At 72.2% G+C, this 23,869-nt stretch carries 22 protein-coding genes; 12 read left to right on the top strand and 10 right to left on the bottom strand.

Annotated features, from left to right (window positions below; genetic code table 11):
* Window positions 1–20: 20 nt before the first annotated feature.
* From ACFYZ8_RS16975 to ACFYZ8_RS16960, 4 genes are all read right to left on the bottom strand, one after another.
* Window positions 21–1,250: a DegT/DnrJ/EryC1/StrS family aminotransferase gene (locus tag ACFYZ8_RS16975; protein ID WP_388530744.1), complete on the bottom strand. Its 1,230-nt coding sequence runs from the start codon at window positions 1,248–1,250 to the stop codon at window positions 21–23.
* A gap of 88 nt (window positions 1,251–1,338) precedes the next feature.
* Window positions 1,339–2,481, bottom strand: coding sequence for a GNAT family N-acetyltransferase (locus ACFYZ8_RS16970; RefSeq protein WP_359028429.1), 1,143 nt, complete (start codon window positions 2,479–2,481; stop codon window positions 1,339–1,341).
* A gap of 141 nt (window positions 2,482–2,622) precedes the next feature.
* A complete protein-coding gene (locus ACFYZ8_RS16965) occupies window positions 2,623–3,288 on the bottom strand; it encodes a response regulator (RefSeq protein WP_388530747.1) in 666 nt (221 codons plus the stop codon).
* Complete coding sequence (locus ACFYZ8_RS16960; RefSeq protein ID WP_388530749.1) at window positions 3,285–4,487, bottom strand: sensor histidine kinase; 1,203 nt, start codon at window positions 4,485–4,487, stop codon at window positions 3,285–3,287. Before ACFYZ8_RS16960 ends, ACFYZ8_RS16965 begins: the two co-directional genes overlap by 4 nt.
* A 159-nt stretch (window positions 4,488–4,646) precedes the next feature.
* Between ACFYZ8_RS16960 and ACFYZ8_RS16955 the strand changes: the two genes are divergently transcribed.
* The 9 genes from ACFYZ8_RS16955 to ACFYZ8_RS16915 all read left to right on the top strand — a co-directional run bounded on the left by ACFYZ8_RS16955 (window position 4,647) and on the right by ACFYZ8_RS16915 (window position 12,891).
* A complete protein-coding gene (locus ACFYZ8_RS16955) occupies window positions 4,647–5,432 on the top strand; it encodes a class I SAM-dependent methyltransferase (RefSeq protein WP_359028432.1) in 786 nt (261 codons plus the stop codon).
* 139 nt (window positions 5,433–5,571) lie between these two features.
* The gene (locus ACFYZ8_RS16950) at window positions 5,572–6,189 is read left to right on the top strand and encodes a TOPRIM nucleotidyl transferase/hydrolase domain-containing protein (RefSeq protein WP_388530752.1); all 618 of its coding nucleotides are present in this window, start codon (window positions 5,572–5,574) and stop codon (window positions 6,187–6,189) included.
* A 166-nt stretch (window positions 6,190–6,355) separates the two neighbouring features.
* Entirely contained in the window at window positions 6,356–7,468 is a 1,113-nt protein-coding gene (locus tag ACFYZ8_RS16945; RefSeq protein ID WP_388530754.1) for a Gfo/Idh/MocA family protein, read from the top strand.
* Complete coding sequence (locus ACFYZ8_RS16940; RefSeq protein WP_388530757.1) at window positions 7,465–8,391, top strand: PmoA family protein; 927 nt, start codon at window positions 7,465–7,467, stop codon at window positions 8,389–8,391. Before ACFYZ8_RS16945 ends, ACFYZ8_RS16940 begins: the two co-directional genes overlap by 4 nt.
* Window positions 8,385–9,149 carry a cupin gene (locus tag ACFYZ8_RS16935; RefSeq protein WP_388530760.1) on the top strand — a complete coding sequence of 255 codons (765 nt, stop codon included), beginning with the start codon at window positions 8,385–8,387 and terminating at the stop codon, window positions 9,147–9,149. Before ACFYZ8_RS16940 ends, ACFYZ8_RS16935 begins: the two co-directional genes overlap by 7 nt.
* Before the next feature lie 70 nt (window positions 9,150–9,219).
* Window positions 9,220–10,503, top strand: coding sequence for an ABC transporter substrate-binding protein (locus ACFYZ8_RS16930; RefSeq protein ID WP_388530763.1), 1,284 nt, complete (start codon window positions 9,220–9,222; stop codon window positions 10,501–10,503).
* Window positions 10,500–11,438, top strand: coding sequence for a carbohydrate ABC transporter permease (locus ACFYZ8_RS16925; RefSeq protein ID WP_388530766.1), 939 nt, complete (start codon window positions 10,500–10,502; stop codon window positions 11,436–11,438). Before ACFYZ8_RS16930 ends, ACFYZ8_RS16925 begins: the two co-directional genes overlap by 4 nt.
* Window positions 11,435–12,295, top strand: a complete 861-nt coding sequence (locus ACFYZ8_RS16920) for a carbohydrate ABC transporter permease (RefSeq protein ID WP_388530768.1) — start codon at window positions 11,435–11,437, stop codon at window positions 12,293–12,295. Before ACFYZ8_RS16925 ends, ACFYZ8_RS16920 begins: the two co-directional genes overlap by 4 nt.
* On the top strand, window positions 12,292–12,891 hold the full coding sequence (locus tag ACFYZ8_RS16915) for a hypothetical protein (RefSeq protein WP_388530771.1): 600 nt from the start codon (window positions 12,292–12,294) through the stop codon (window positions 12,889–12,891). Before ACFYZ8_RS16920 ends, ACFYZ8_RS16915 begins: the two co-directional genes overlap by 4 nt.
* Window positions 12,892–12,938: 47 nt before the next feature.
* Here the strand turns inward: ACFYZ8_RS16915 and ACFYZ8_RS16910 are convergent, their stop codons facing one another.
* Window positions 12,939–15,233 (bottom strand): heavy metal translocating P-type ATPase, encoded by a 2,295-nt coding sequence (locus ACFYZ8_RS16910; protein WP_388530774.1) that lies wholly within the window; start codon window positions 15,231–15,233, stop codon window positions 12,939–12,941.
* 159 nt (window positions 15,234–15,392) lie between these two features.
* On the opposite strand from ACFYZ8_RS16910, the gene ACFYZ8_RS16905 reads away from it, so the two are divergent.
* On the top strand, window positions 15,393–16,382 hold the full coding sequence (locus ACFYZ8_RS16905; RefSeq protein ID WP_388530776.1) for a hypothetical protein: 990 nt from the start codon (window positions 15,393–15,395) through the stop codon (window positions 16,380–16,382).
* Window positions 16,383–16,514: 132 nt separating this feature from the next.
* On the opposite strand, the gene ACFYZ8_RS16900 is transcribed toward ACFYZ8_RS16905, so the two are convergent.
* The 3 genes from ACFYZ8_RS16900 to ACFYZ8_RS16890 all read right to left on the bottom strand — a co-directional run bounded on the left by ACFYZ8_RS16900 (window position 16,515) and on the right by ACFYZ8_RS16890 (window position 20,117).
* On the bottom strand, window positions 16,515–17,390 hold the full coding sequence (locus tag ACFYZ8_RS16900) for a PhzF family phenazine biosynthesis protein (RefSeq protein WP_388530779.1): 876 nt from the start codon (window positions 17,388–17,390) through the stop codon (window positions 16,515–16,517).
* Between the two features lie 46 nt (window positions 17,391–17,436).
* Window positions 17,437–19,257: a glycoside hydrolase family 15 protein gene (locus tag ACFYZ8_RS16895; RefSeq protein WP_388530782.1), complete on the bottom strand. Its 1,821-nt coding sequence runs from the start codon at window positions 19,255–19,257 to the stop codon at window positions 17,437–17,439.
* 80 nt (window positions 19,258–19,337) lie between these two features.
* Complete coding sequence (locus tag ACFYZ8_RS16890; protein ID WP_388530785.1) at window positions 19,338–20,117, bottom strand: DeoR/GlpR family DNA-binding transcription regulator; 780 nt, start codon at window positions 20,115–20,117, stop codon at window positions 19,338–19,340.
* 121 nt (window positions 20,118–20,238) lie between these two features.
* Between ACFYZ8_RS16890 and ACFYZ8_RS16885 the strand changes: the two genes are divergently transcribed.
* A complete protein-coding gene (locus ACFYZ8_RS16885; RefSeq protein ID WP_359028446.1) occupies window positions 20,239–21,123 on the top strand; it encodes an SIS domain-containing protein in 885 nt (294 codons plus the stop codon).
* An 8-nt stretch (window positions 21,124–21,131) separates the two neighbouring features.
* Entirely contained in the window at window positions 21,132–21,983 is an 852-nt protein-coding gene (locus ACFYZ8_RS16880) for a ketose-bisphosphate aldolase (RefSeq protein WP_388530788.1), read from the top strand.
* Here ACFYZ8_RS16880 and ACFYZ8_RS16875 read toward each other — a convergent pair.
* Entirely contained in the window at window positions 21,961–22,725 is a 765-nt protein-coding gene (locus ACFYZ8_RS16875) for a class I SAM-dependent methyltransferase (RefSeq protein ID WP_388530791.1), read from the bottom strand. The two genes, ACFYZ8_RS16880 and ACFYZ8_RS16875, sit on opposite strands and share 23 nt — an antisense overlap.
* A complete protein-coding gene (locus ACFYZ8_RS16870; RefSeq protein WP_388530794.1) occupies window positions 22,722–23,861 on the bottom strand; it encodes a methyltransferase in 1,140 nt (379 codons plus the stop codon). The genes ACFYZ8_RS16875 and ACFYZ8_RS16870 overlap by 4 nt, the downstream gene beginning before the upstream one ends.
* Window positions 23,862–23,869 lie beyond the last annotated feature (8 nt).

Genomic DNA, 23,869 nt, shown 5'->3' with positions numbered 1-23,869 from the left:
GATCGTCGGGGTGTCAGAGCTCACTGCCCCAGCAACCGGGGCGGTGTGGCGTCCGGGACCGGACGCAGCAGCGCGGGGTGCGCGTCGGCCACCCGCTCCTTCGTGAACGCGGCCACGATCCGGCGGGCCAGCAGCGGATCGGCCGGGAGCGTGTGCGCGGCGAACCAGCGCGCGGGCTCCGGGTCGGGGGAGGGCTCGACGAACTCCGCGCCCGCGTAGTCGTCCAGCGGCGGGTCGTAGATGTAGCCGCAGACCACGTCGTGCCCCACCAGCCGCCGCACGAGGGCGTCGCGGTCGTCGACCAGGAGCGGCACCCGGAAGAGGGGGAGGGGGCCGTCGTGCGCCGTACGGTCGCGCAGCGCGGGCGAGGCCCACGGTGTGCCGGCCAGCAGGGCGACCCCGGCCCGGCGCCGGGCCAGGTCCTCGTCGAGCCGGGCCAGCCGCAGCCCCAACTGACCGCGGACCAGCGCGCCGTGCCGGGAGCGGTAGCCGTGCAGATCGACACGGACCCACCGTTCGTACGCGGACAGGCTCGGCGCCTCCCGCGCGGAGGCGGCGAGCCGCGGTGCGTGCAGGGCCATCCGGAACGCGTCGCGCTCCATCAGCCCGAGACGCTCCATGGTCCGCCACACCGGGCGCACCAGGTGGAGCGAGCGGACGGCGGACCGGGCCAGCGGGCGCATGGTGGTCGTCAGGTCCTCGCGCAGCCGGCCGGGGGTCAGCAGGTCGTCCCGCAGCAGCTCCAGCTCCCGGCGGGTGCGCGCGTCCTCGACGGCGAGGAAACCGCCCGCCATCCCCGCCACGTGCTTGGAGAGGCTGAACGCCGCCGCCTTTCCGAAGGTCCCCACCGGCTGTCCGGCCACATGACTGCCGATCGCGTGCGCCGCGTCCTCGAACAACGGGATGCCCAACTGCGCGCATCGGCGCCGCAGTTCGAGCACCCGGTCGGGCACGCCGTACAGGTTGGTGGTCAGGACCGCGTCCACGCCGCGCCAGGTCGGCTCCGGCACCGCGGCCGGGTCGATGTTGCCGTCCCACACGGACACGGGCGCCAGCACGGGGCGCAGTCCGGCCGCGAGGACCACGAACAGGATCACGTCGTCGTTCACCGGTGACATGAGCACCCGCGCGCCCGGCCTGCACCAGCGCCTGAGCGCCAGGTACAGGGCGAGCCGGGCCGAGGGCGTGTAGACGCACTCGCGTCCCAGTCGCCGGGTCATCGTCGCGGCCAGCCGCGAGCCGTACGGCATCGGCACCCCTTGTGTCGACGGGCCAGGAAAGGGCAAGGGAAGCGGACGCACGGGGGCGCCCCCTGTGGGAACCGGGTGGGCGGGCGCGTCAGCTCGCCAGCGGTCCCGCACGGTCGGAGTCCGAGCGGTGGCCGGAGGTACGCAGGGTGCCGACGGTCTTCAGGAGCCGGTCGGCGGGCTCGCGCAGGGCCGGGTGGGCGTTGACCGTGTTGCGCAGCCCCCGCACCGGGCGGCGCCACAGCCGGTGTGCCGTCGCGACCGGATGGGGACGGGTGGCGAATCCTTCCGCCACGCGCAGCTCACGGGTCTTGAGCCAGTCCTTCCACTCCTTGTCGCCGCGCCCCATGTCCATGAGCCGCGCCCCGCGCCGGCCCGCCGCCTCGGCCATCCGCAGATGCATGATCAGGCCGGGGGAGTAGTAGCGCAGCTCGGGGTCGTACGCGGTGAACCAGGGGGCGAACACCGTGCGCGAGGTCGGCCCGAAGTGCGCGGCCACCGGCCGGTCACCGGCGTACACCACCGACAGGACCCCGGTGAAGTGCTCCTCGCGGACCTGGAAGAGATCCTCCACCAGGTCGACGATCCACGGCCGCGCGAACCGGTCCATCCGGCCCGTCCTGCGGTACTGGGCGGACTTCCACCGCATCAGCGTGCGCAGCGGCCCGGGGTCGCGCTCGTCGAACACGAACCGCATCTCACCCAGGTCCCGGGTGAGCCGGCGCTCCTTCTTGAGGGTCGTCTTGGCGATCCCCGGGTACGCGCCGCGCAGCCACTCCGGGTAACTGTCGCTGCCCACCTTCAGATCGATCACCGGGGAGGCGAAGGTCCCCGTGACATAGGGGGCGAAGGGTCTCTGCTCCTCGACGAGGTGGTCGAACTCGAACACCGAGAGCCGGCACGCCTTCAGCAGGGCCCGGGTGTCCCAGGTGACCCCGGGGCGGTGCACCAGGCCCTGGCAGTCGGACAGTCCCAGCCCGATGGCCCGGCCGATGCCGAAGGGCCCGCGTTCGTACGGGAGGAAGCCCACGGCCTCTCCGCGCTGGTGCAGGACCGCCACGCGGGCGGCGCCACCGCGGTGCCTGCCGATCCCGGCCGCGAACTCCGGTGCCAGGAACGGGTTGGCGTACTCGGGCGACTCGTCCATCGCCCGGTGCCAGGCCCCCCGAAGCACGGCACCGAGTTCCTCGGGTCTGTGGATGGTGATGTCCGTGTCACTGCTCATCGATCGCATGGGCGACCGCACCCCCCAATTCCCCCATTGCCGATCGAACTGTCGGCAAGGATCAAACGTCGCGAAACAGCACGCACGCTGTCAAGGGTGTCTGCTGTAACGGAACAACGCGGAACGCATACATATGGTTCCCGCGGGCCGTCACGGCAGCAGCCGCCGCTCCTTGGCGACGGCGACCGCGCCCGCGCGGGTCTCGACGCCCAACTTGCCGTAGATCCGCCCCAGATGGGTCTTGACGGTCGCCTCACTGATGAACAGGGCCCGCGCGATCTCCCGGTTGCCGAGGCCACGGGCGAGTTGGGCGAGGATCTCGTGCTCGCGTACGGACAGGGCGGGGCGCGGGCTGCGCAGCCGGGTCAGCAGCCGGTCGGCCACCGGGGCGGACAGCGCGCTGCGGCCCGACGCGGCGTCACGGATGGCCGAGAACAGCTCCTCGGGCTGTTCCGCCTTGAGGAGATAGCCGGTGGCGCCCGCCTCGATGGCGCGGGTGATGTCGGCGTCGGTGTCGAACATGGTCAGCACCAGCACCCGCGGGCCCCTCTCGCCCCGGAGGGTCAGCTGCCGGGTGGCGCTCACCCCGTCCATGCCGTCGTCGAGTTGAAGATCCATCAGTACGACGTCGGGGTGCAGGTGCGCCGCCATGGCGAGGGCCTCCTCCCCGGTCGCGGCCTCCCCGACCACGTCGATGCCGTCCGCGCTGGAGAGCAGGGCCCGCAGCCCGGCCCGTACGACGGCGTGGTCGTCGCAGATCAGGAGCCGGACGGGGGAGACGGGGGAGACGGGGAAGGGGGACGGCGGCGTGCTCACAGGGCGGGCTCCTTGGCGACGAGCGGGACGGCGGCCGACACCACGGTGCCCTCTCCCGGCGTGGACTCCACGGTGAGCGTGCCGCCCGCCTGGCGGGCCCGGATCCGCATGGCAGGCAGCCCGTGCCCCCGCGTCGACGGCTCGGACTCCCGGGGCCCGGCCTGCTCGAAGCCCCGTCCGTTGTCGGCGACGTCCAGCGAGACCTGGTCGTCCAGCCACGTCAGCGTGAGCGCGGCCCGGGTCGCCGCCGCGTGCTCCCGTACGTTGGCCAGCGCGCCCTGGGCGATCCGCAGCAGCGCCCCCGCGACCCGCTCCGGCAGCGGCCCCGGCTCCCCGTCCAGCCGGAACTCCACGGTCAGTCCCGGACCGCTCTCCCGCCGGGCGAGTTCACCGAGGGCCTCGGCGAGGGAGCCCTCCGCAAGGTCGGCGGGGGCCAGGTCGTGCACGAAACGGCGGGCCTCGGTGAGGCTGCGCGAGGTGATCTCCGCCGCCGCCCGCACATGCTCCCGCGCCGCGCCCTCGTCGGCCCCCCACACCCGTTCGGCGGCCTGCAACAGCATCCGCTGACTGGACAGCCCCTGCGCCAGGGTGTCGTGGATCTCCGCGGACAGCCGCTGCCGCTCCGCCAGCACCCCGGCCCGCCGCTCGGTGGCGGCGAGCTCGTGCCGGGTGCGCACCAGGTCGGCGATCAGCAGGCGCTGCCGGGCGCCCTGCCGTTGCAGATGCACCAGTACGGCGGTGGCGACCGCGGCGACGGCGGGCGGGGCCACGACCATGTTCGGGTTGAGCGGCCCGTCGGCCACCCGTATCTCCGAGACCACGACCAGCGCGGTGAGCACGGCCGCCGCCGGCACCGCGATCCGCGGCGGCAGCGCGTGCAGTCCCGCGAACAGCAGCGGCATCACACACCAGGTGGCGCTCGGCGCGAGCGCGAGCAGGACGATCCAGACGGCGGTGACCGAGCCCAGCCACACCAGGTGACGCCCGGTGGGCGGCAGTCCCGGGCGGGGCGGCGGGGCCAGCAGGTGCCCGAGGACGTACAGCAGACAGAAGAAGGCGAACAGGGCCGCCACCCAGCCGGTGCGCGCCCCGCCCTGGTCGCGGCTCAGGAAGCGCGCGAACGACGAGGCGAGGAGCACGAAGAACGCGCCGTGCACGATCGCGCCCAGCCAGCGCTCGTCCGGATCGGTGTGGTTCATCCTCCGTGTCTAACGTGCCGGACACGCCACCGCATCAACCGATCGGCTGACATGGCGGTCACCCGAACCTCCCCGGGGCGAGAGCCGGTTGACCGAGCCGGAACCCCGGCCACCGCACCGAGGCTTGCAGCACAGCGACGACCTGCGAAAGGCCTCCCGATGCCCGCCAAGAACCTCACCGCCAACCGTGCCGCCCTCGGCCACCGCGTCGGCTACGCCCTGCGCCACCCCGACCGCGTGCCCCGCCATGTGGTCCGCGCCGCCCGGGACCTGTGGCTGCGCCGCCGGCACCCGGACCACATCTCCTACTACCGGGCCGTCATGCGCTCCGACACCCGCACCGACCCGGACGCGGCCGTCGGCAGCCGCAGCCGGGAGCGCTGGCTGGCGCTCGGGGCGATGCAGTTCGACTACCTGCTCGGCCACGGTCTGCGCCCCGGGCACCGCATGCTGGAGATCGGCTGCGGCAACCTGCGCGGCGGCTGGCGCTTCATCCGCCACCTGGACCCGGGCCACTACCACGGCATCGACATCTCGCCCGACATCCTCTTCGCCGCGCAGGACACGCTCGTCGAGATGGACCTCCAGAAGCGGCTGCCGACCCTGACCCCGGTCCGCGACCTGACCCTGCGCTTCCTGCCGGACGCCCACTTCGACGTCGTCCACGCGCACAGCGTCTTCTCGCACTCGCCGCTGCCGGTGATCGAGGAGTGCCTGGCCCACGTCGGCCGGGTGCTCGCCCCGGGCGGCTGGTTCGACTTCACCTTCGACCGCACCGAGGGCGAGGAACACCATGTGCTCCGGGAGGACTTCTACTACCGCGTCGAGACGCTCGTGGCCCTGGCCGAGAAACACGGGCTGCGTGCCCGGTTCATGGACGACTGGGAGGAACTCCCGCACGGCCAGTCCAAGCTCCGGGTGACGCACGGGGAGGGGAGCGGGTGAGGCCGGGGCCCGAGACGGCTGCGGCCGGGGCGCCGGCGCAGGGCCGAGAGGCCCGTGGAAGGCACGGCGTGCAGGTACTCCCTGCCCACCCGGCGGAAATTGCCTGTCGCCGCGGCCGGTGAGGGCACAGACTCGTCCCATGGCTGACATGGGGGAGTTCCGGGACGCGGTCACGGCGTGGGCGGCCGGCGGCCCCGAAGGCCCCGCACGCGCGCTGGCCGCACAGCTGTCCGTCAGGACCGTCGTCCTGCTCGAAGGGCCGAGCGACGTGGCGGCGGTGGACGCGCTGGCCGCGAGCCGGGGCCGGGACCTGGCCGCCGAGGGGCTCTGCGTCCTGGCGATGGGCGGGGCGATGAGCGTCGGCCGTTTCGCCGGACTGCTCGGCCCGGCGGGTCTCGGCCTGCGCCTGACGGGCCTGTGCGACGAGCGGGAGCGGCCCTTCTACGCCCGGGGCTGGGAGCGGGCCGGCGCGGCACCGCACGAGTACTTCGTCTGCGCGGCGGACCTGGAGGACGAGCTCATCCGCGCGCTGGGCGTGGAGCGGGTGAAGGAACTGGTGCGCGAGGAGGGCGACGAGCGGCCTCTGCAGACCTTTCTGGCCCAGCCCGCGCAGCGCGGCCGTACCGCTCCGCAGCAGTTGCGGCGCTTTCTCGGTACGAAGAAGGGGCGCAAGATCCACTACGGCCGGGTCCTCGTCGAGGCCCTGGACCCCGACCGCGTGCCCGCCCCGCTCGACGGCCTGTTCGCCGCTTTCTGAATCACTTGCGCCAGGCAGGTGGGCGAACGGTGTGTGTGGCGTGTTCACCGATATCACCGCCCGGGGTCTTGTTAGGACAATCGCCTGGGATCTAGGGTCGTCCCGGGAGAGCAAGCGCTTTCCCCGCACGTCAGCGTCCCCTTGCCGGACGTCCGAGGAGGACCGTATGCCCCGTCCAGCCCGCCGCCGCGTAGCCGTGGTCGGCACCGGCGCCATCGTCAGCGGCAGCCATCTGTCCGCGCTCAGGGCCCACGCCGAGCGCACAGAGCTGGTCGCCGCCGTCGACGTGGACGAGGGCAGACTCGACGCCTTCCGGGAGCTGGCGGGCGGCGAGGTCGCCGGGTACACCTCGGTCGACGGCATGCTGGACGCCGTACGCCCCGACCTGGTCCTCATCGGCACCCCGCCGTCCCTGCACCGGGAGCAGACGGTGGCCGCCCTCAAGGCCGGTGCCTGGGTGCTGTGCGAGAAGCCGCTGACGCTGTCCCTCGCCGAGTACGACGACATCGCGGCGGCCGAGGAAGCCTCCGGCGCCTACGCCTCCGTGGTCTTCCAGCACCGCTACGGCTCCGGCGCCGTCCACGCGCGCGAGCTCATCACGAGCGGCGAGCTGGGCGCCCCGCGGGTCGCGCACTGCCAGACCACCTGGTACCGGGACACCGCCTACTACGCCGTACCGTGGCGTGGCACCTGGGCCAGTGAGGGCGGCGGCCCCACCATGGGCCACGGCATCCACCAGTACGACCTCCTCCTGCACCTGCTCGGCCCGTGGGCGGAGATCCGCGCCATGGCGGCCCGGCTGGTCCACGACACCGAGAGCGAGGACGTCTCCACGGCCCTCGTCCGGTTCGAGAACGGCGCGCTCGCCACCGTGGTCAACAGCGTGCTGTCCCCCGACGAGGTCAGCCGTATCCGCATCGACTGCGCCGACGCGACCGTCGAGCTCACCCACCTCTACGGGCACCGCAACCAGGACTGGACCTACACGCCCGCCCCCCACGTGGCCGCCGAACGGGTCGACGCCTGGCGCACCCCCGCCACCGACGTGCCCAGCTCGCACGCGGCCCAGCTCGGCGCGCTCCTCGACGCGTACGACAACGGTGTCAGGCCTCCCGGGAGCGGCGCCGACGCGCGTGCCACCCTCGAGTTCGCCGCCGCGCTCTACAAGGCCGCGTTCACCGGGCACCCCGTGCGGGCGGGCGAGATCGCGCCCGGTGACCCCTTCTACCCGGCCATGCACGGCGACCACCCCCACTGGGCCCCCAAGGAGCGCGCATGAGCATCCGCGTCAGCCACGTCCACGGCGAGCACATCGCCGTCGAGGCGGCGAACGGCACGGAGATCCTCCGCTACGTCTACCGACCCGACCCCGAGGCGTTCGAGGCCAGGAAGCCCTACGCCCACCCGGTGCGCACCCTCGGCGGCCGCACGGTGACCGGCTACCGGCCCAACGACCACCGCTGGCACAAGGGCCTGCAGATGACCGCGAGCCATCTGTCGGGGCAGAACTTCTGGGGCGGCAACTGCTACGTCCACGGCCAGGGCTATCTGCCCCTGCCGGAGCGCGTCGGCTCGATGCGGCACGACGGCTTCCCGCGGCTGGACGTCGAGGACGACCGGCTCACCTTCACCGAGGAGCTCACCTGGGTGGAGAACGGCGGCACCGAGTGGGCGCGCGAGGTCCGCGGCATCACCGTCCACTCGGTCGACGAGGAAGCCGGCTCCTGGGCCCTGGACTGGTCGATCCGCCTCACCAACACCCGCGACGAGCCGCTCGCCTTCGGTTCCCCCACCACCGCGGGCCGTGAGATGGCCGGCTACACCGGACTCCAGTGGCGCGGCCCCCGTGACTTCACCGGCGGAGCGGTCTTCGCCCCGGACACCGAGGGCGACGCGGACAAGCTGATGGGCAGCCAGAGCCCCTGGCTCGCCTTCACCACCGAGCACGACGACGTGGACGCCCACTCCACGCTCGTCTTCGCGCACGCCCCCGAGAACCTCGACCCCCGGTCCGCGATCCACGAGTCGCACTGGTTCGTGCGCTCCGAACCCTTCCCGACGGTCGCGTTCTCCTGGGCCTTCTTCGAGGAGTTCGAGCTGCCGCCGGGGGAGTCCTTCACGTACCGCTACCGGCTGGTCGTGGCCGACGGGGCCTGGGACGCCGAACGGGTCGGTGAGCACCTGGAGGGGCTGCCGTGGTGAGCGGGCCGGAGCTTTCGGGGTTTCCGCACCCGCTGCCCGGCGCCGTGGGCCTGTCCCACCTGAGCGCCTACGACTGGGAGGCAGCCGACGGCGTCTGCGGCGGCAGCCCGCATCTGCACCTGGTGTGTACCGAGGCGTACGTCGTCACCGGCGGCCGGGGCGCCGTGCAGACGCTGAGCCCCGACGGCTACCGGGAGATCCCCCTGGAACCCGGCTCGATCGCCTGGTTCACACCGGGCACCGTGCACCGCATGGTCCAGGGCGGCGACCTGCGCATCACCGTGCTGATGCAGAACAGCGGCCTGCCCGAGGCCGGTGACGCCGTCTTCACCTTCCCGCCGGAGGTGCTCGCCGACCCCGCCCGCTACGCCGAGGCCGCCCGCCTCCCGGCCGGAACCGGACCGGAGACGGCCGCCGCCGCCCGCCGTCGCAGGGACCTCGCCGTGGAGGGCTACCTCGTACTGCGCGAGGCCCTGACCGGCGGGGACAGCGGCCCGTACCTGGAGTTCCAGCGTGCCGCCGCCCGCCTGGTGCGGGACAAGGTGCCGAACTGGCGCGAGCTGTGGCGGGCCGGTGCCCTGGCCACCGCCGAGCGCACCGGCGCCCAGCTCGACGCGCTGGCCTCCGGTGAGCCTTCCTACCTCGGTGCGGCGACGGCGTACGAGGCCGCCCCGACCCGGCTCGGCGGCTTCGGGATGTGCGGCAGACGCGACGAGTACAACCTGCCGGGGACGACACTGCCGTACCGCGGCGAGTGACCCGGTTCGCTCCGGGGGGAGTTCGAGGGGGGCCGTAGAAAGTCCGAGGAAGGGATGAGGTGACCTCGGCATGCCCGGACACAGGACAAAGGGGTTCTGCGCTTCGGCCGTCGCACTCGCGCTGTGCGCGCTGGCGGCCGGTTGCGGGGGACCCGGGGAATCGGCCGGCGGCGGCAAGGTCGTGCTCCGCTATACGTGGTGGGGCAACCCCGACCGCGCGGAACGCACCGAGCAGGCCGTCGACCTGTTCGAGAAACAGCACCCGAACATATCCGTCCAGACGTCGTTCTCGGGTTACGACGCCTACAAGCAGAAGCTCGCCGTCCAGGCCACGGGCGGCGACGCACCCGACGTGATGCAGCTCGACTACCGCCAGATCGACCAGTACGCCTCCGGCGGGGTCCTCCTCGACCTGGCGAAGCAGAAGGCGGTCCTGCGCACCTCCGAGATCGACCCCGGACTGCTCGCCACCGGCCGTGTGCACGACACCCAGTACGCGATCCCGCAGGGCCGTGGCACCGAGACCGTCGTCCACGACGTCAAGGCCTGGCAGGACTCCGGGGTGCCGCTCCCGCGCGCGGGCTGGACCTGGTCCCAATGGGCCACGGCTGTGCGGGAGTTGGCCAATAAGACCGGGAAACCCGGTGCCACGGACCCCGGGCAGAGCGAGGACGCCTTCGAGGTCTGGCTGCGCGGGCAGGGCAAGGCCCTCTACACCAGGAACGGGGGGCTGGGCTTCACCACCGACGACCTCACCAAGTGGTGGACCTTCACCGACGAGTTGAGGCGCGAGGGGGCCGTCTCCCCGGCCGAGCAGACCACACAGCTCGACGGCTCCGTGGAGAACACCCCGCTCGGCCGCGGAAAGGCGGTCTCCGACATGAACTGGGACGCCCCGTCGAGCGGTTACCTCGCGATCGTCCCGACCGGGATCGCGCTGGCGCCCATGCCGTCCGGCTCCGACGGCACGCCCGGCCAGTACTTCAAGCCGTCGATGTTCCTCGGCGTCTCCGCCCACACCGGCCACGCCGAGGAGGCGGCCCGGCTCGTCGACTTCCTCCTCAACGACAAGGCCGCGGCGAAGATCCTCGGCGCCACCCGCGGTATCCCCGTCAACGAGACCATCCGGAAGGAGACCGCACCGCTCCTGAAGGACTTCGACAAGACGGTCGCCGACTACCAGGCGTCCCTGGAAGGGAAGTTGAAGGATCCGCCCCAGGCGCCGCCGTCCGGCGACAACGCCCTGCAGTCCACCTTCCAGCGCGACTACGACCAGGTCTCCTACGAGCGCATGTCGCCCCGCGAGGCGGCCGAGAACTACGTCACCGAGGCGAAGGCGGAGCTGAGGTCATGACCACCACCGCGATCCCCACGGGGGAGAAGCGCCGGCCCGCCACCACCCCGGGACGCAGGACCAAGCGTCAACGCGAGGGCGCCGCCTGGGTGTTCCTCTCCCCGTGGGTCCTCGGCGCGAGCGTCCTCACCCTGCTGCCGATGGCCGTCTCGCTGTACCTGTCCTTCACCGACTACAACCTCTTCGACCCGCCCCACTGGATCGGACTGCGCAACTACACACAGATGTTCACCGAGGACCCGCGGTACTGGCGCTCGGTCCTCACGACGGTGACCTACGTCGTCATCGCCGTGCCCCTGCAACTGGCGCTGGCCCTGCTCGTCGCGCTCGCCCTGAAGCCCATGAAACGCGGCAAGGCCTTCTACCGGTCCGCGTTCTACGCGCCCTCGCTGCTCGGCGCCTCCATGTCGATCGCGCTCGTCTGGCGTGCCGTCTTCAACGACGGCGGCACCGTGGACAACCTGCTCGGCACCGGCGGCTGGGTCAACAAGCCCGGCTGGGCGCTGCTGGCCGTCGCACTGCTGACGGTGTGGCAGTTCGGGGCGCCGATGGTCATCTTCCTCGCCGGACTCCAGCAGATCCCCGCCGAACTGTACGAGGCGGCCTCGGTGGACGGGGCGGGCCGGTGGCGGCAGTTCCTGTCCGTCACCGTGCCCATGCTGTCCCCGGTGCTCTTCTTCAACCTGGTCCTGCAGACCATCCAGGCCTTCCAGGTCTTCACCCCCGCCTTCGCGGTGAGCGCCGGCAAGGGCGGCCCCGCCGACTCCACCCTCGTCTACACGATGTACCTCTACGACCGCGGCTTCGTCGCCTCCCACATGGGTTACGCCTCCGCCATGGCCTGGGTGCTGCTCCTTGTCATCGGCGTCGTCACGGCGGTGCTGTTCCGTACCTCGCGTTCCTGGGTCTTCTACGCGTCCGAGGGGGACCGATGACCACAACCGCCGCTGCCCGCAGGCCCGTTCGCCGTGGTCGGGTCGCCCTGCACCTCGGCTGTCTGGCCGCCCTGCTCGTGATGCTCTACCCGCTGGCCTGGCTCCTGGCCACCTCGCTCAAGCCCGCGAACGAGGTCATCGCCGGCCTCGACCTCCTCCCGAGCCACCTGGAGTGGTCCAACTACGAGACCGCCTTCGAGGGCGTCAACGACGTCTCCGTCTGGCGCCTGCTGTCCAACTCCCTGCTGATCGCGGGGGGCGCGGTCCTCGGCAACGTCATCAGCTGCTCGCTCGCCGCCTACGCCTTCGCACGGCTGCGCTTCCGCTTCCGCGGACCACTGTTCGCCTTCATGATCGCCACGATCATGCTGCCGCACCACGCGATCCTGATCCCGCAGTACATCATCTTCAACCAGCTCGGCCTGGTGAACACCTACTGGCCGCTGATCCTGCCGAAGTTCCTCGCCACGGAGGCCTTCTTCGTCTTCCTGATCGTGCAGTTCATGCGCGGTCTGCCGCGTGAACTGGAGGAGGCGGCCCGCATCGACGGCTGCGGTCCCTTCCGCAGCTTCTTCCGGATCGTGCTGCCGCTGACGAGGCCCGCGCTGATCACCACGGCGATCTTCACCTTCATCTGGACCTGGAACGACTTCTTCACCCAGCTCATCTACCTCTTCGACCCGGACAAGTTCACGCTCACGCTCGCCCTGCGGTCCTTCGTGGACGCCTCCAGCCAGTCGGCGTTCGGGCCCATGTTCGCGATGTCGGTGATCGCGCTGCTGCCGATCGTGCTGTTCTTCCTCGCCTTCCAGCGGTTCCTGGTGGAGGGCATGGCCGGCTCGGGACTCAAGGGATGAGCGGAATGCCGGTTCGTGAACCCGGTGAGGTCTTCGGCCCCCGGATGACCCTGTTCGCCGACATGCTGAGCGTCGGCCTGGCAACGACCGTGGTGTGCCTGCCCGTTGTGACGATCCCGGCCGCCCTGTCGACGGCGTGCGCGGTGCTGCGGGGCGCGGGGGAGGGGCAACCCGCCACCGCGGGACGCTACTTCGCGGTCCTACGGCGACGGCTGCGGGCCGGGGACCTGGCGGCGGGCGTCGTGACCCTGGCCGGTGCGCTGCTGTTCCTGGCCGACCTCGCGCTGGCCGGGGCCGGGCTGCCGGGGGCACCGCTGTTCGCGGTGGTGGCCGCCGGCATCGGGGCGGCCGCCCTGGTGGTGGGCCTGCGGGCCTGCGCCCGGCCCGAGTCGCTCACCGACTGGCCGGCCGCCGTGACGGAGGCGGCCCGGGACGCCGTGAGGGACGTCGGCGGGAGCGCCCTGGTGCTGCTCGCCGCGGCCACGGCGGTCCTGTGCGCCTGGATGCTGGTGCCGCTGGCGTTCCTGGTCCCGGGGCCGTTGGCGCTGGCGCTGAGCGCGGTGCATGTCCGACCGGCGGCCACGTCCCGCAGCTGATTCATCAGGGTGGAGGGTCCGGGCAAGGGGCGCGAGCGACTGCGCGATCAGCCACGAATCACCCGCAGTCGCCCACGCGACAGCACCTGCCGCGTTCCTGGGCGCGCGGTCCGGAAGGAACGCAGCCGCAGCGAGTTGCCCACCACGAACACCGACGAGAAGGCCATCGCCGCCCCCGCCAGCATCGGGTTCAGCAGTCCGGCCGCGGCGAGCGGCAGTGCGGCCACGTTGTAGGCGAAGGCCCAGAAGAGGTTGGACCGGATCGTCCCGAGGGTGCGGCGGGCGAGCCGGATGGCGTCCGCCGCGGCCCGCAGGTCACCCCTGACGAGGGTCAGGTCGCCCGCCTCGATCGCCGCGTCCGTGCCGGTGCCCATCGCCAGACCCAGGTCGGCCTGGGCCAGCGCGGCCGCGTCGTTGACCCCGTCGCCGACCATCGCGACCGAACGGCCCTCCGCCTGAAGCCGCTTGACGACGTCCACCTTGTCCTGCGGCAGCACCTCGGCGATCACCTGCTCGGCGTCGATGCCGACCTCGCGGGCCACGGCCCCGGCCACGGCCCGGTTGTCGCCGGTCAGCAGGATCGGGGTGAGGCCGAGCGACCGCAGCAGGGAGACCGCCTCCCGGCTGGTGTCCTTGACCGCGTCGGCCACTTCGAGCACGGCCCGTGCCTCACCGTCCCACGCGACCGCGATGGCCGTACGGCCGAGGGCCTCCGCTTCCGACTTCACCTGTCGCAGCTCCTCGGACAGCTCCAGGGACCAGTCGGCGAGCAGTCGCTCGCGGCCGACGAGGACCGCATGACCGTCGACGATGCCCTGGACCCCGAGTCCCGGTACGTTCGCGAAGTCCTCGGGCGTGGGCAGTGAACCCAGCTTCTCCAGCGCCCCGTCGGCGACCGCGCGGGCCACCGGATGCTCCGACGCGTGCTCCAAGGCGCCCGCCAACCGCAGGACTTCGGCCTCGTCGGCGCCGTGGGCCGGGTGCACGGCCAGCAGGCTCATCCGGCCCGTGGTGACGGTGCCGGTCTTGTCCAGCACGACGGTGTCGACCCTGCGCGTGGACTCCAGGACCTCGGGACCCTTGATGAGGATGCCGAGTTGAGCGCCGCGGCCGGTCCCGACGAGCAGTGCGGTCGGGGTGGCGAGGCCCAGGGCGCAGGGGCAGGCGATGATCAGCACGGCGACGGCGGCGGTGAACGCGGCGGCCGCGTCGGCGCCGTTGCCGAGCCAGAAGCCCAGGGTGCCCAGCGCCAGCGCGATCACCACCGGCACGAACACGGCGGAGATCCGGTCCGCGAGCCGCTGGGCGGCGGCCTTGCCGTTCTGGGCGTCCTCGACCAGCTTGGCCATCCGGGCGAGTCGGGTGTCCGAGCCGACCCGGGTGGCCTCGACGACGAGCCGTCCGCCCGCGTTGAGGGTGGCGCCGGTGACGGAGTCGCCGGGGGTGACCTCGACCGGCACGGACTCACCGGTCAGCATCGAGGCGTCCACGGCGGAGGAGCCCTCGACGACTGTCCCGTCGGTGGCGATCTTCTCGCCGGGCCGGACGAGGAAGCGGTCGCCCACCTTCAACTCCTCGACAGGCAAGGTCTGTTCGCGACCGTCCGTGTGCAGCACGGTGACGTCCTTCGCGCCCAGCTCCAGCAGCGCCTTCAGCGCCGCACCGGCCTTGCGCTTGGAACGGGCCTCGAAATACCGCCCGGCCAGGATGAACGCGGTGACTCCGGCCGCGGCCTCCAGATACAGGTTCCCGGTGCCGTCGCCGCGGGCGATCGTCAGCTCGAAGGGGTGCTTCATGCCCGGTGTGCCCGCGATCCCGAGGAAGAGCGCCCACAGCGACCAGCCGAAGGCGGCCGTCGTGCCGACCGAGATCAGTGTGTCCATGGTGGCCGCGCCGTGCCGGGCATTGGTGAACGCCGCCTTGTGGAAGGGCCATCCGGCGTACGTCACCACGGGCGCCGCCAGCGTCAGCGACAGCCACTGCCAGTACTCGAACTGCAGCGCCGGGATCATGGCCATCGCGATGACGGGCACCGCGAGCACCACGGCGGTCACCAACCGCTCGCGCAGTGACCGTAGTTCGTCGGAGTCCGCTTCGTCGGGGGCGGCGGGCTCGGGGGGTGCGGGTTCCCGGGCCGTGTACCCGGTCTTCTCGACGGTCGCTATGAGCTCCTGGACCGAGACGCCGGCGGGGTGGGTGACCCGCGCCTTCTCGGTGGCGTAGTTGACGCCGGCGGTGACCCCGTCCATCCGGTTGAGCTTCTTCTCGACGCGCGCCGCGCACGAGGCGCAGGTCATTCCGCCGATGACGAGTTCGGTCTCGGCTGTTTCGGTGGTGGTCATCGACGCTCCTCGTGGATACCGGGTGGGGGTATTCTGTGACGGCGCCTCCTGTATACCCCTGGCGGGTATCTTGGGCAAGCGGACGAGCGGGTTGACTTAATACCCCTAGGGGGTATGTTGAAGTGCATCGCGAACCCCGTCGGACTGAAGGAGCCGGTCATGCACGCTGGACTGAAGATCACCGCATTCGCCGCCGCGCTGGCCGCGACCTTCGGTACCGCCTACGGCGTGGGCCAGGGCATCGGCCCCGTCGTCGACGACGAGCCGCCCGCCCGCCACGACGCGCACCCGGGCGGCAGCGACTCGGGCCACTCGGGAGACTCAGGGCACTCGGGGCACTCGGGACACGAGTCACCCCCGGCCGGGGGCCTGCAGATCTCCGAGAACGGCTACACGCTGGACCTGCGGACCCCGCGGATCACGGCGGGCCGCACGGCCGACCTCCGCTTCGTCGTCCGGGGCGAAGACGGCCGCGCGGTCACCGCCTTCCGCCGCGAGCACAACAAGGAACTCCACTTGATCGTCGCCTCGCGCGACCTCACCACCTACCGTCACCTCCACCCCCGCCGGGCCGCCGACGGAACCTGGAGCATCCCCGTGTCCCTGCCACGCGCGGGCGGCTACCGGGTCTTCGCCGACTTCACCCCCGGGAAGATGGGCGCCGAGAAGAGGAGCGCCGAGAACCTCACCCTCGGCGCGGACCTGGCCGTGTCGGGTACCTACACCCCGCGGATCCTCCCGGCACCGCGCACCACCGCCACCACCGACGGCTACGAGGTGAAGCTCGGCGGCGCGCTGCGCCCCGGCGCCGCCCGCGAGCTGAAGCTGACGGTGTCCCGGGGCGGCCGGCCGGTCACCGACCTCCAGCCCTACCTCGGCGCCTACGGCCACCTGGTCGCCCTGCGCTCCGGCGACCTCGCCTACCTCCACGTCCACCCGAACGGCGAGCCCGGCGACGGGACCACCGCCGCAGGCCCGGACATCTCCTTCACGGCCACGGCACCCAGCAGCGGCACCTACCGGCTCTTCCTCGACTTCAAGCACGGGGGCGAGGTGCACACGGCCGCGTTCACGGTCCGTGCGGGTGGGGCGGCCGCAGCGCCCGTGGCGGGGGCTCCCCACGAGTCGTCCGCCGGGCACCGCCACTGACCCGCAGCGGATGCGGGCCGCTGACGCCCCCGACCCGGCCTGACGGCGAGCCCGGCGACGGGACCACCGCCGCCGCCGGCCCGGACATCTCCTTCACGGCCGCGGCACCCAGCGGCCGCACCTACCGGCTCTTCAGCCGATGCGGGCCCCCGCGCCCCCCACCCGGACCCGCGGGTCGCCCGCGCGCAGGGTCACCGTGAGCTCACCGGGGCGGCCCAGGTCCGCTCCCTGGTACAGGGTGAGGACGGCGTCCTCGGGGACCAGGCCGAGATCACGGGCGTACGCGCCGAACGCCGCGGCCGCCGCACCGGTCGCCGGATCCTCGACGACACCGCCGACGGGGAACGGGTCACGGACGTGGAAGACGGTGGCCGACTCCCGCCACACCAACTGGACCGTCGTCAGGTCCAGTCGGTGCATCAGGGCTTCGAGGCGCGCGAAGTCGTACGCCAGATCCGCGAGGCGTGCGCGGGTCGCCGCGGCCAGGACGAGATGGCGGGCGCCGGCGAAGGCGATCCGGGGCGGGAACGCCGGGTCGAGATCGGTGGCCGGCCAGTCGAGCGCGGCGAGTGCCTCCACCAGGTCGGCCTCGGTGACCTCCTCGACGTGCGGCTCGACGCTGGTGAGGGTGGCCCTGACGGTCCCGCCCTCCTCGGCGACCGCCACCGGCACGGTCCCGGCAGGGGTGGCGAACACCAGCTCTCCCGGGCCGATCCGCTCGGCCAGCGCGACGGCGGTCGCGACGGTGGCGTGCCCGCAGAACGACACCTCGGCCTTGGGGCTGAAGTAGCGGATGGTGAACACTCGTCCCTCCGGCCCGTCGAGGCCCTCGGGGGGCGCGGTGAGGAAGGCGGACTCCGAATACCCGAGCTCGGCGGCGATGGCCAGCATGTCGCCGTCGCCCAGACCGGTGGCGTCCAGTACGACACCTGCGGGGTTGCCGCCCTCGGGACGGCTGGAGAAGGCGGTGTATCGCAGGACCTCGGGTCGCGGTGCGTTCGTCGTCATGCCGACGGCAACAGAGGGCAGCGCCACCTCTATTCCGGCCAGGGCCTCAGCCCAGGGCCCGGTCCAGGTTGAACGCCGCGCTGATCAGGGCGAGGTGGGTGAACGCCTGCGGGAAGTTGCCCTGTTGCTCACCGGTGTTGCTGATCTCCTCGGCGTACAGGCCCAGATGGTTGGCGTAGGTCAGCATCTTCTCGAAGGCCAGGCGCGCCTCGTCGATCCGTCCGGCGTGCACCATCGCCTCGACGTACCAGAAGGAGCAGATCGAGAACGTGCCCTCGTCGCCGCGCAGTCCGTCGGGACTCGCCGTCGGGTCGTAGCGGTAGACGAGGGAGTCCGACACCAGCTCCTCGGTGAGCGCGTCCAGCGTGGACAGCCACTTGGGGTCGGTCGGCGCGATGAACTTGGTCAGCGGCATCATCAGGACGGCCGCGTCGAGCACGTCGCCGTCCTCGTGCTGGACGAACGCCTGCCGTGCCTGAGACCAGCCGCGGTCCATGATCCGCCGGTAGATCGCGTCGCGGCACTCCCGCCAGCGGTTCAGGTCGCCGGGCAGTCCGCGCCGGTTGGCCATGCGGATCGCCCGCTCGATCGCCACCCAGCACATCAGGCGTGAGTACAGGAAGTTCTTGCGGCCGCCGCGGGTCTCCCAGATGCCCTCGTCGGGCTGGTCCCAGTGCTCGCACACCCACTCCACCAGCGTGCACACGTCGTCCCACTGGCCGCTGGAGATCGGCTTGGACCACTTGTCGTAGAGGTAGATCGAGTCGATCAGGGCGCCGTAGATGTCCAGTTGGAGCTGGTCGGCCGCCGCGTTGCCGACCCTGACCGGCGCCGAGCCCCGATGCCCTTCCAGGTGGCCGAGTTCACGCTCCGTCAGGTCGGTGCGGCCGTCGATGCCGTACATGATCTGGAGCGGTCCCGAGGGGCCGTGGCCTTCAGGACTGACGTGCCGGATGAGGAAGTCCATGAACTGCTCGGCCTCGCTGGTGAAGCCGAGCCGCAGCAGCGCGTACACGCAGAAGGCCGCGTCGCGCACCCACACGTACCGGTAGTCCCAGTTGCGCTCGCCGCCGAGCTGCTCGGGCAGGCTGGTGGTGGGCGCGGCCACGATGGCGCCGGTGGGCGCGTAGGTGAGCAGCTTCAGGGTGAGGGCGGAGCGGTGCACCATCTCCCGCCAGCGGCCCCGGTACTTGGAGGCGGACAGCCAGTGCCGCCAGTAGGCGACGGTGCTGTTGAACTGCTCCTCGGCCTCGGTGCGCGCGCACCGGCGCGGGGTCACCTCGCCGCCCACCTGGTCCAGCGCGAACACCGCCGACTCGCCCTCGGAGAGCTTGAAGTCGGCCCGTACGTCCGCTCCTTCGGTCTCCAGAGGCACGGTCGCGGTCAGTCCCAGCGACAGCTTGGGGGACTCGAAGACCGCGACGTCTCCGACCATGCGGAGGGTGTGCGGCTGGGCGCCGTAGTCGAAGCGCGGCGCCACGCGCGTGCGGAACGGGATCGAGCCGCGGACACACACCACCCGCCGGATCAGCCGGTGCCGCTCGGTCTCCACCGTGTCGCCGTCGACCGGCATGAAGTCCTGGACCTCGCCCACACCGTCCTCGGTGTAGAACCGGGTGATCAGGACGTTGGTGTCGGGGAAGTAGAACTGCTTGGTCCGGGCCGGCACCGCCGCCGCCAGCTCGAAGCGGCCGCCGCGCTCCGCGTCCAGGATCGACGCGAAGACGCTCGGCGCGTCGAAGGACGGGCAGCAGTACCAGTCGATCGTGCCGTCGGTCCCGACCAGTGCCACACTGCGCAGGTCGCCGATCAGACCGTGCTCGGCGATCGGCAGGTACCCCGTGTGAGCCCCGGGTGATCCGCTCATCGCAGCCTCCTGCGGATCAGCCTAGGCAGGTTCCGCTGCGGGTGTCAGGGGAACGGCACCCGGACTGTCCGCGGCCGTCCTCAGACCGTGACGACCCGCACCCCGGCCTCCTCGAACCGCCGGACGGCGTCCGGGGCCGCCGCCGCGTCCGTGACCAGCGTGCCGACCTTCTCGGCGCCGCAGATCCGGGCGAAGGCCCGCTGCCCCAGCTTGCTGGAGTCGGCCGCCACGACCACCCGCTCGGCCCGCTCGCACAGCAGCCGGTTGATGGCCGCCTCCGCCTCGTCGTGGGCGGCGGCGCCGTGCGTGACGTCGAAGGCGACGACACCCAGCACCGCCACATCGAGGGTGATCTGGCCCAGCACGCCGTCCGCGAGCGGCCCGACCAGCTCGTACGACTGCGGGCGCGCGACCCCGCCGGGCAGCACGATCTTGAACTGGGGGCGTACGGCCAGCTCATTGGCGATGTTGAGCGCGTTGGTGACGATCGTCAGCGCGGGGGAGCCGCTGGAGAGGTCCCCGCGCACGGCGAGCGCCCGCGCCACCTCGGTGGTGGTCGTGCCCCCGGTCAGCCCCACCGCCTCGCCCGGCGCGATCAGCTCCCCGACCGCCTTGGCGATGCGCTGCTTCTCGGAGGCGTGGCGGGCCGTCTTGTACCGCAGCGGCAGCTCGTACGACACCCCGTGCACGACCGCCCCGCCCCGTGTGCGCACCAGCATCTGCTGCTCGGCCAGCTGGTCGAAGTCGCGGCGGATCGTCGCGGCCGAGACCTCCAGCTCGACGGCCGCCTCCTCGACGTCCAGCCGTCCCCGCTCGACCAGCAGCTCCAGCAGCGCCTTCCAACGGGCGTCCCGTGACATCCACCCTCCGCTCCTCCACCTTCCGGCGACCCTAGCGCACCCTCACTGCGCGCGAATGCTTGATTGTGCTCGAAAGATCGCTATATCTTGCAGGAACAATCAAAGTGACGGAGGGTGCGGCATGACCCATGTCGAGGACGAGCTGACCAGTCAGCCCGAGTGCTGGACCCGGGCGGCGACCGAGGCCGGACACCACTCCGGCGCGCTTCCGGCGGCCGGGGAGCGGGTCGCGATCGTCGGATGCGGCACGTCGTACTTCATGGCGCAGGCCGTGGCGGCGCTGCGCGAGGCCGCGGGCCAGGGCGAGACGGACGCCTTCGCCGCCTCGGAGTTCCCGCACGCCCGCTCCTACGACCATGTCGTGGCCCTCACCCGCTCCGGCACGACGACCGAAGTCCTCGACGTACTCGGGCAGTTGAAGGGCCGCACCCGCACGACCGCCCTCACCGCCGACCCCGCCACACCCGTCATGACCGCCGCCGACGAGGTCGTCGTCCTCGACTTCGCCGACGAACGCTCCGTCGTCCAGACGAGGTTCGCGACCACCGCCCTCACCCTGCTCCGCGCCCACCTGGGTCTGCACACCGACACCGTCGTCGCCGACGCCCGCACCGCGCTCTCGGCGCCCCTGCCTGAAGGCCTCGTCGAGTGCGCGCAGTTCACCTTCCTCGGCCGGGGCTGGACCGTGGGTCTTGCCAACGAGGCCGGACTGAAGATGCGCGAAGCCGCCCTTGCCTGGACCGAGGCCTACCCCGCGATGGAGTACCGGCACGGCCCCATCAGCGTCACCACCCGCGGCACCGCCACCTGGATGCTCGGCGAGGCACCCGAGGGACTGGCCGAACAGGTGCGGGAGACCGGCGGACTGTGGGTGCCGGGCACCCTGGACCCCCTCGCCGAACTGGTCCGCGTGCAGCGCCTCGCGGTCGCCGTCGCCGCGGCCCGGGGCCTCGACCCGGACCAGCCCCGTCACCTCACCCGCTCGGTGATCCTCGCCCGCCCCTAGGAGACGTCGTGCCCCTGGTCACCACCGGCGAGCTCGTCACCCGCGCCGCCGCCACCCGCTCCGCGGTCGCGGCCTTCAACATCATCACGCTGGAACACGCCGAGGCCGCCATCACCGCCGCCGAGTCCCTGGACTCGCCCGTCGTCCTCCAAGTCAGCGAGAACGCCGTCAAGTTCCGCCACGGCCGCCTCCTCCCGCTCGCCCGCGCCGCCGTCACCGCGGCCGAACGCGCCGCCGTACCCGTCGCGTTGCACCTCGACCACGTCCAGAGCGACGACCTGCTCCACCGGGCGGCCGACGCCGGCTTCGGCTCCGTGATGTACGACGCGGCCCACCTGCCCTACGCCGAGAACCTCGCCGCGACCCGGACCGCGGCCGACTGGGCGCACTCCCAAGGCCTGTGGATCGAGGCGGAGTTGGGGGAGGTGGGAGGAAAACAGGGGCGGCCCCCGCTGGACGCCCATGCCCCCGGAGCCCGCACCGACCCCGCCGAGGCCCGCGCCTTCGTCACCGACTCCGGCGTGGACGCCCTCGCCGTGGCCATCGGCAGCGCCCACGCCATGTCCGAACGAACCGCCACCCTCGACCACGACCTCCTCGAACGCCTCTCCGCCACCCTGGACGTGCCGCTCGTCCTGCACGGCTCCTCCGGAGTCCGCGACGACGAACTCACCGCGGCCGTCGCGGGCGGCATCGCCAAGGTCAACGTCGGCACCGCGCTGAACGCCGCCATGACCGGCGCGATCCGGGAGTTCCTCGCGGCTCACCCCGAGGCGGTGGACTCCCGCACGTACCTGAGTGCCGGGCGGGACGCCATGGTCGAGGCGGCCCGGCGGATCATCCTGCTGCTCGCGCGGTGAGGACGGGCTGGTAGAACCCGCTGGACGCCGGATCGTGCCACCGCACCCCGGCGAAACCGGCCCCGGTCACGAACTCCGTCAGCTGTGCGCGGGTCAGCGCCCACGAGGCGGCCCGGCGGACCCGGACGGTCCAGTCGTCCCCGCCACCGGGTACGAGCTGGAAGTGTTCCTGGTCGTAGTGCTCGCCGTCTGCGTGCCAGTGCCACAGCTGGAAGGTGATCAGCCGGCCCTCGGAGGTCTCGGAGACCTGCGGAGGCGGGGCGCCGGGCCTGGTCCGGCGCATCTCGTCGTAGTCCCGAACGGTGAGCACCAGGAGACCGTCGTCCCGCAGCACCCGCCGCATGCCCGCGAGCGCCGCTTCGACGTCCGGGGCCGTCAGCAGGTGAGCCACCGAGTTGTCGGCGCAGACGACGACGTCGAAGACGGACGACGCGAACGGCAACCGCCGCATGTCCGCGGCCGCCGTGGGCAGTCGGGCGCCCCGGGCCGATGCCTCCGCGGTGGCGCGCGCGGCGGCGACGGGACTCAGATCGCTGCCCACGACCCGGTGCCCGGCCAGCGCCAGCCCGATGGCCTGGGTCCCGATCCCGCACGAGCAGTCCAGGACCCGGTGGGGGCCCGGGCCCAGCAGCGGGTTCAGTACCGTCGCCTGATACGCCATGCTCGCGTCCCAGTCCGCGAAGATCCGGTGGTAGTCCGGGGCGAGCGAGTCGTAGAAGTCGCGCGCCGAGAAATCAGTCACTCGTCCTTTTTCACCGCCTTCAGCACCACGAACTTCGGGTCACTGGTGACCAGTTGACTGTTGCCGAACAGTTTACGCAGCTTCACGTGATACCCGAGATGCCGGTTCCCGACGACCCACAGCTCGCCACCGGCCCGCAGCGTCCGGCGCGCATCGGTGAACATCCGCCAGGCCGTCGCGTCGGTCGTCGCCTGGTGGGAGTGGAACGGCGGATTGTTCAGGACGAGGTCGACGCTGTCCGCCGGAATCCCGGCCAGACCGTCCCCGACCCGGAACTCCGCGTGCCCCGGCACCCCGTTGGCCTTGTACGTCCCCTCCGCCGAGGCCACGGCCTGGAAGGACTCGTCGACGAACAGCACCTCGGCCTCCGGGTCGGCCAGGGCCACGGCCGTACCGACGACGCCGTTGCCGCAGCCCAGGTCCACGACCCGCCGGGAGCCGCGGCTGTCCGGGAGGTGCTGGAGGAAGAACCGGGTGCCGATGTCGAGCCGGTCCGCGCAGAAGACGCCCGCGTGGTTGACGACGGCACGCCCGGAAGCGGCACCGATGCCGTCCGGGAGTGTGTAGCCGTACGGCCAGGGGTTCGCGGGCCGTTCGAGCGAGGGCTCCGGAGTGCAGAAGATCAGCCGGGCCTTCTTCTCGGCCAGCGAGGTCCGGGTCGGCCCGAGGATCCGCTCGAACAGCTGGAGCGTCGAGGTGTGGATCTCCTTCACCATGCCGGTACCGACGACGACCGTGTCCTCGTGCACCGCGGGCGCCAGCCGCAGCAGCTGGTCCTCCAGCAGGGCCAGGCTCTTCGGCACCCGCACCAGCAGGACGTCGATGTGTCCGGGCGGCGGGTCCTGTGTGGTGAGCAGCCGGACGGTGCCGGGCTCGACGCCGGCGCGTTCGAGGTTGCCCCGGGTCGCCTCCTGGCTGAGGAAGGAGTCGGTGATCTGCACCGGACGGTGCGCCGCCAGCGCGGTGACCAGGGCGCCCCAGCGGTCCCCGAGCACCACGACGGTGCCGGACAGGGACACCCCCTCGTCCGCGAGGTGCCTCAGCAGATACTCGTCGGAGGCGTCCCAGGCGCGCAGCCGGTCACGCGGGTCCGCGGGGAAGCGGGTGAGGGCGAGCTCGCCCCAGGGCGTCGTCATTCGGTCGT

It is taken from the genome of Streptomyces sp. NPDC001668, assembly GCF_042893155.1.
Lineage (GTDB): Bacteria > Actinomycetota > Actinomycetes > Streptomycetales > Streptomycetaceae > Streptomyces.
This window is presented reverse-complemented; position numbering and strand designations above follow the sequence as displayed.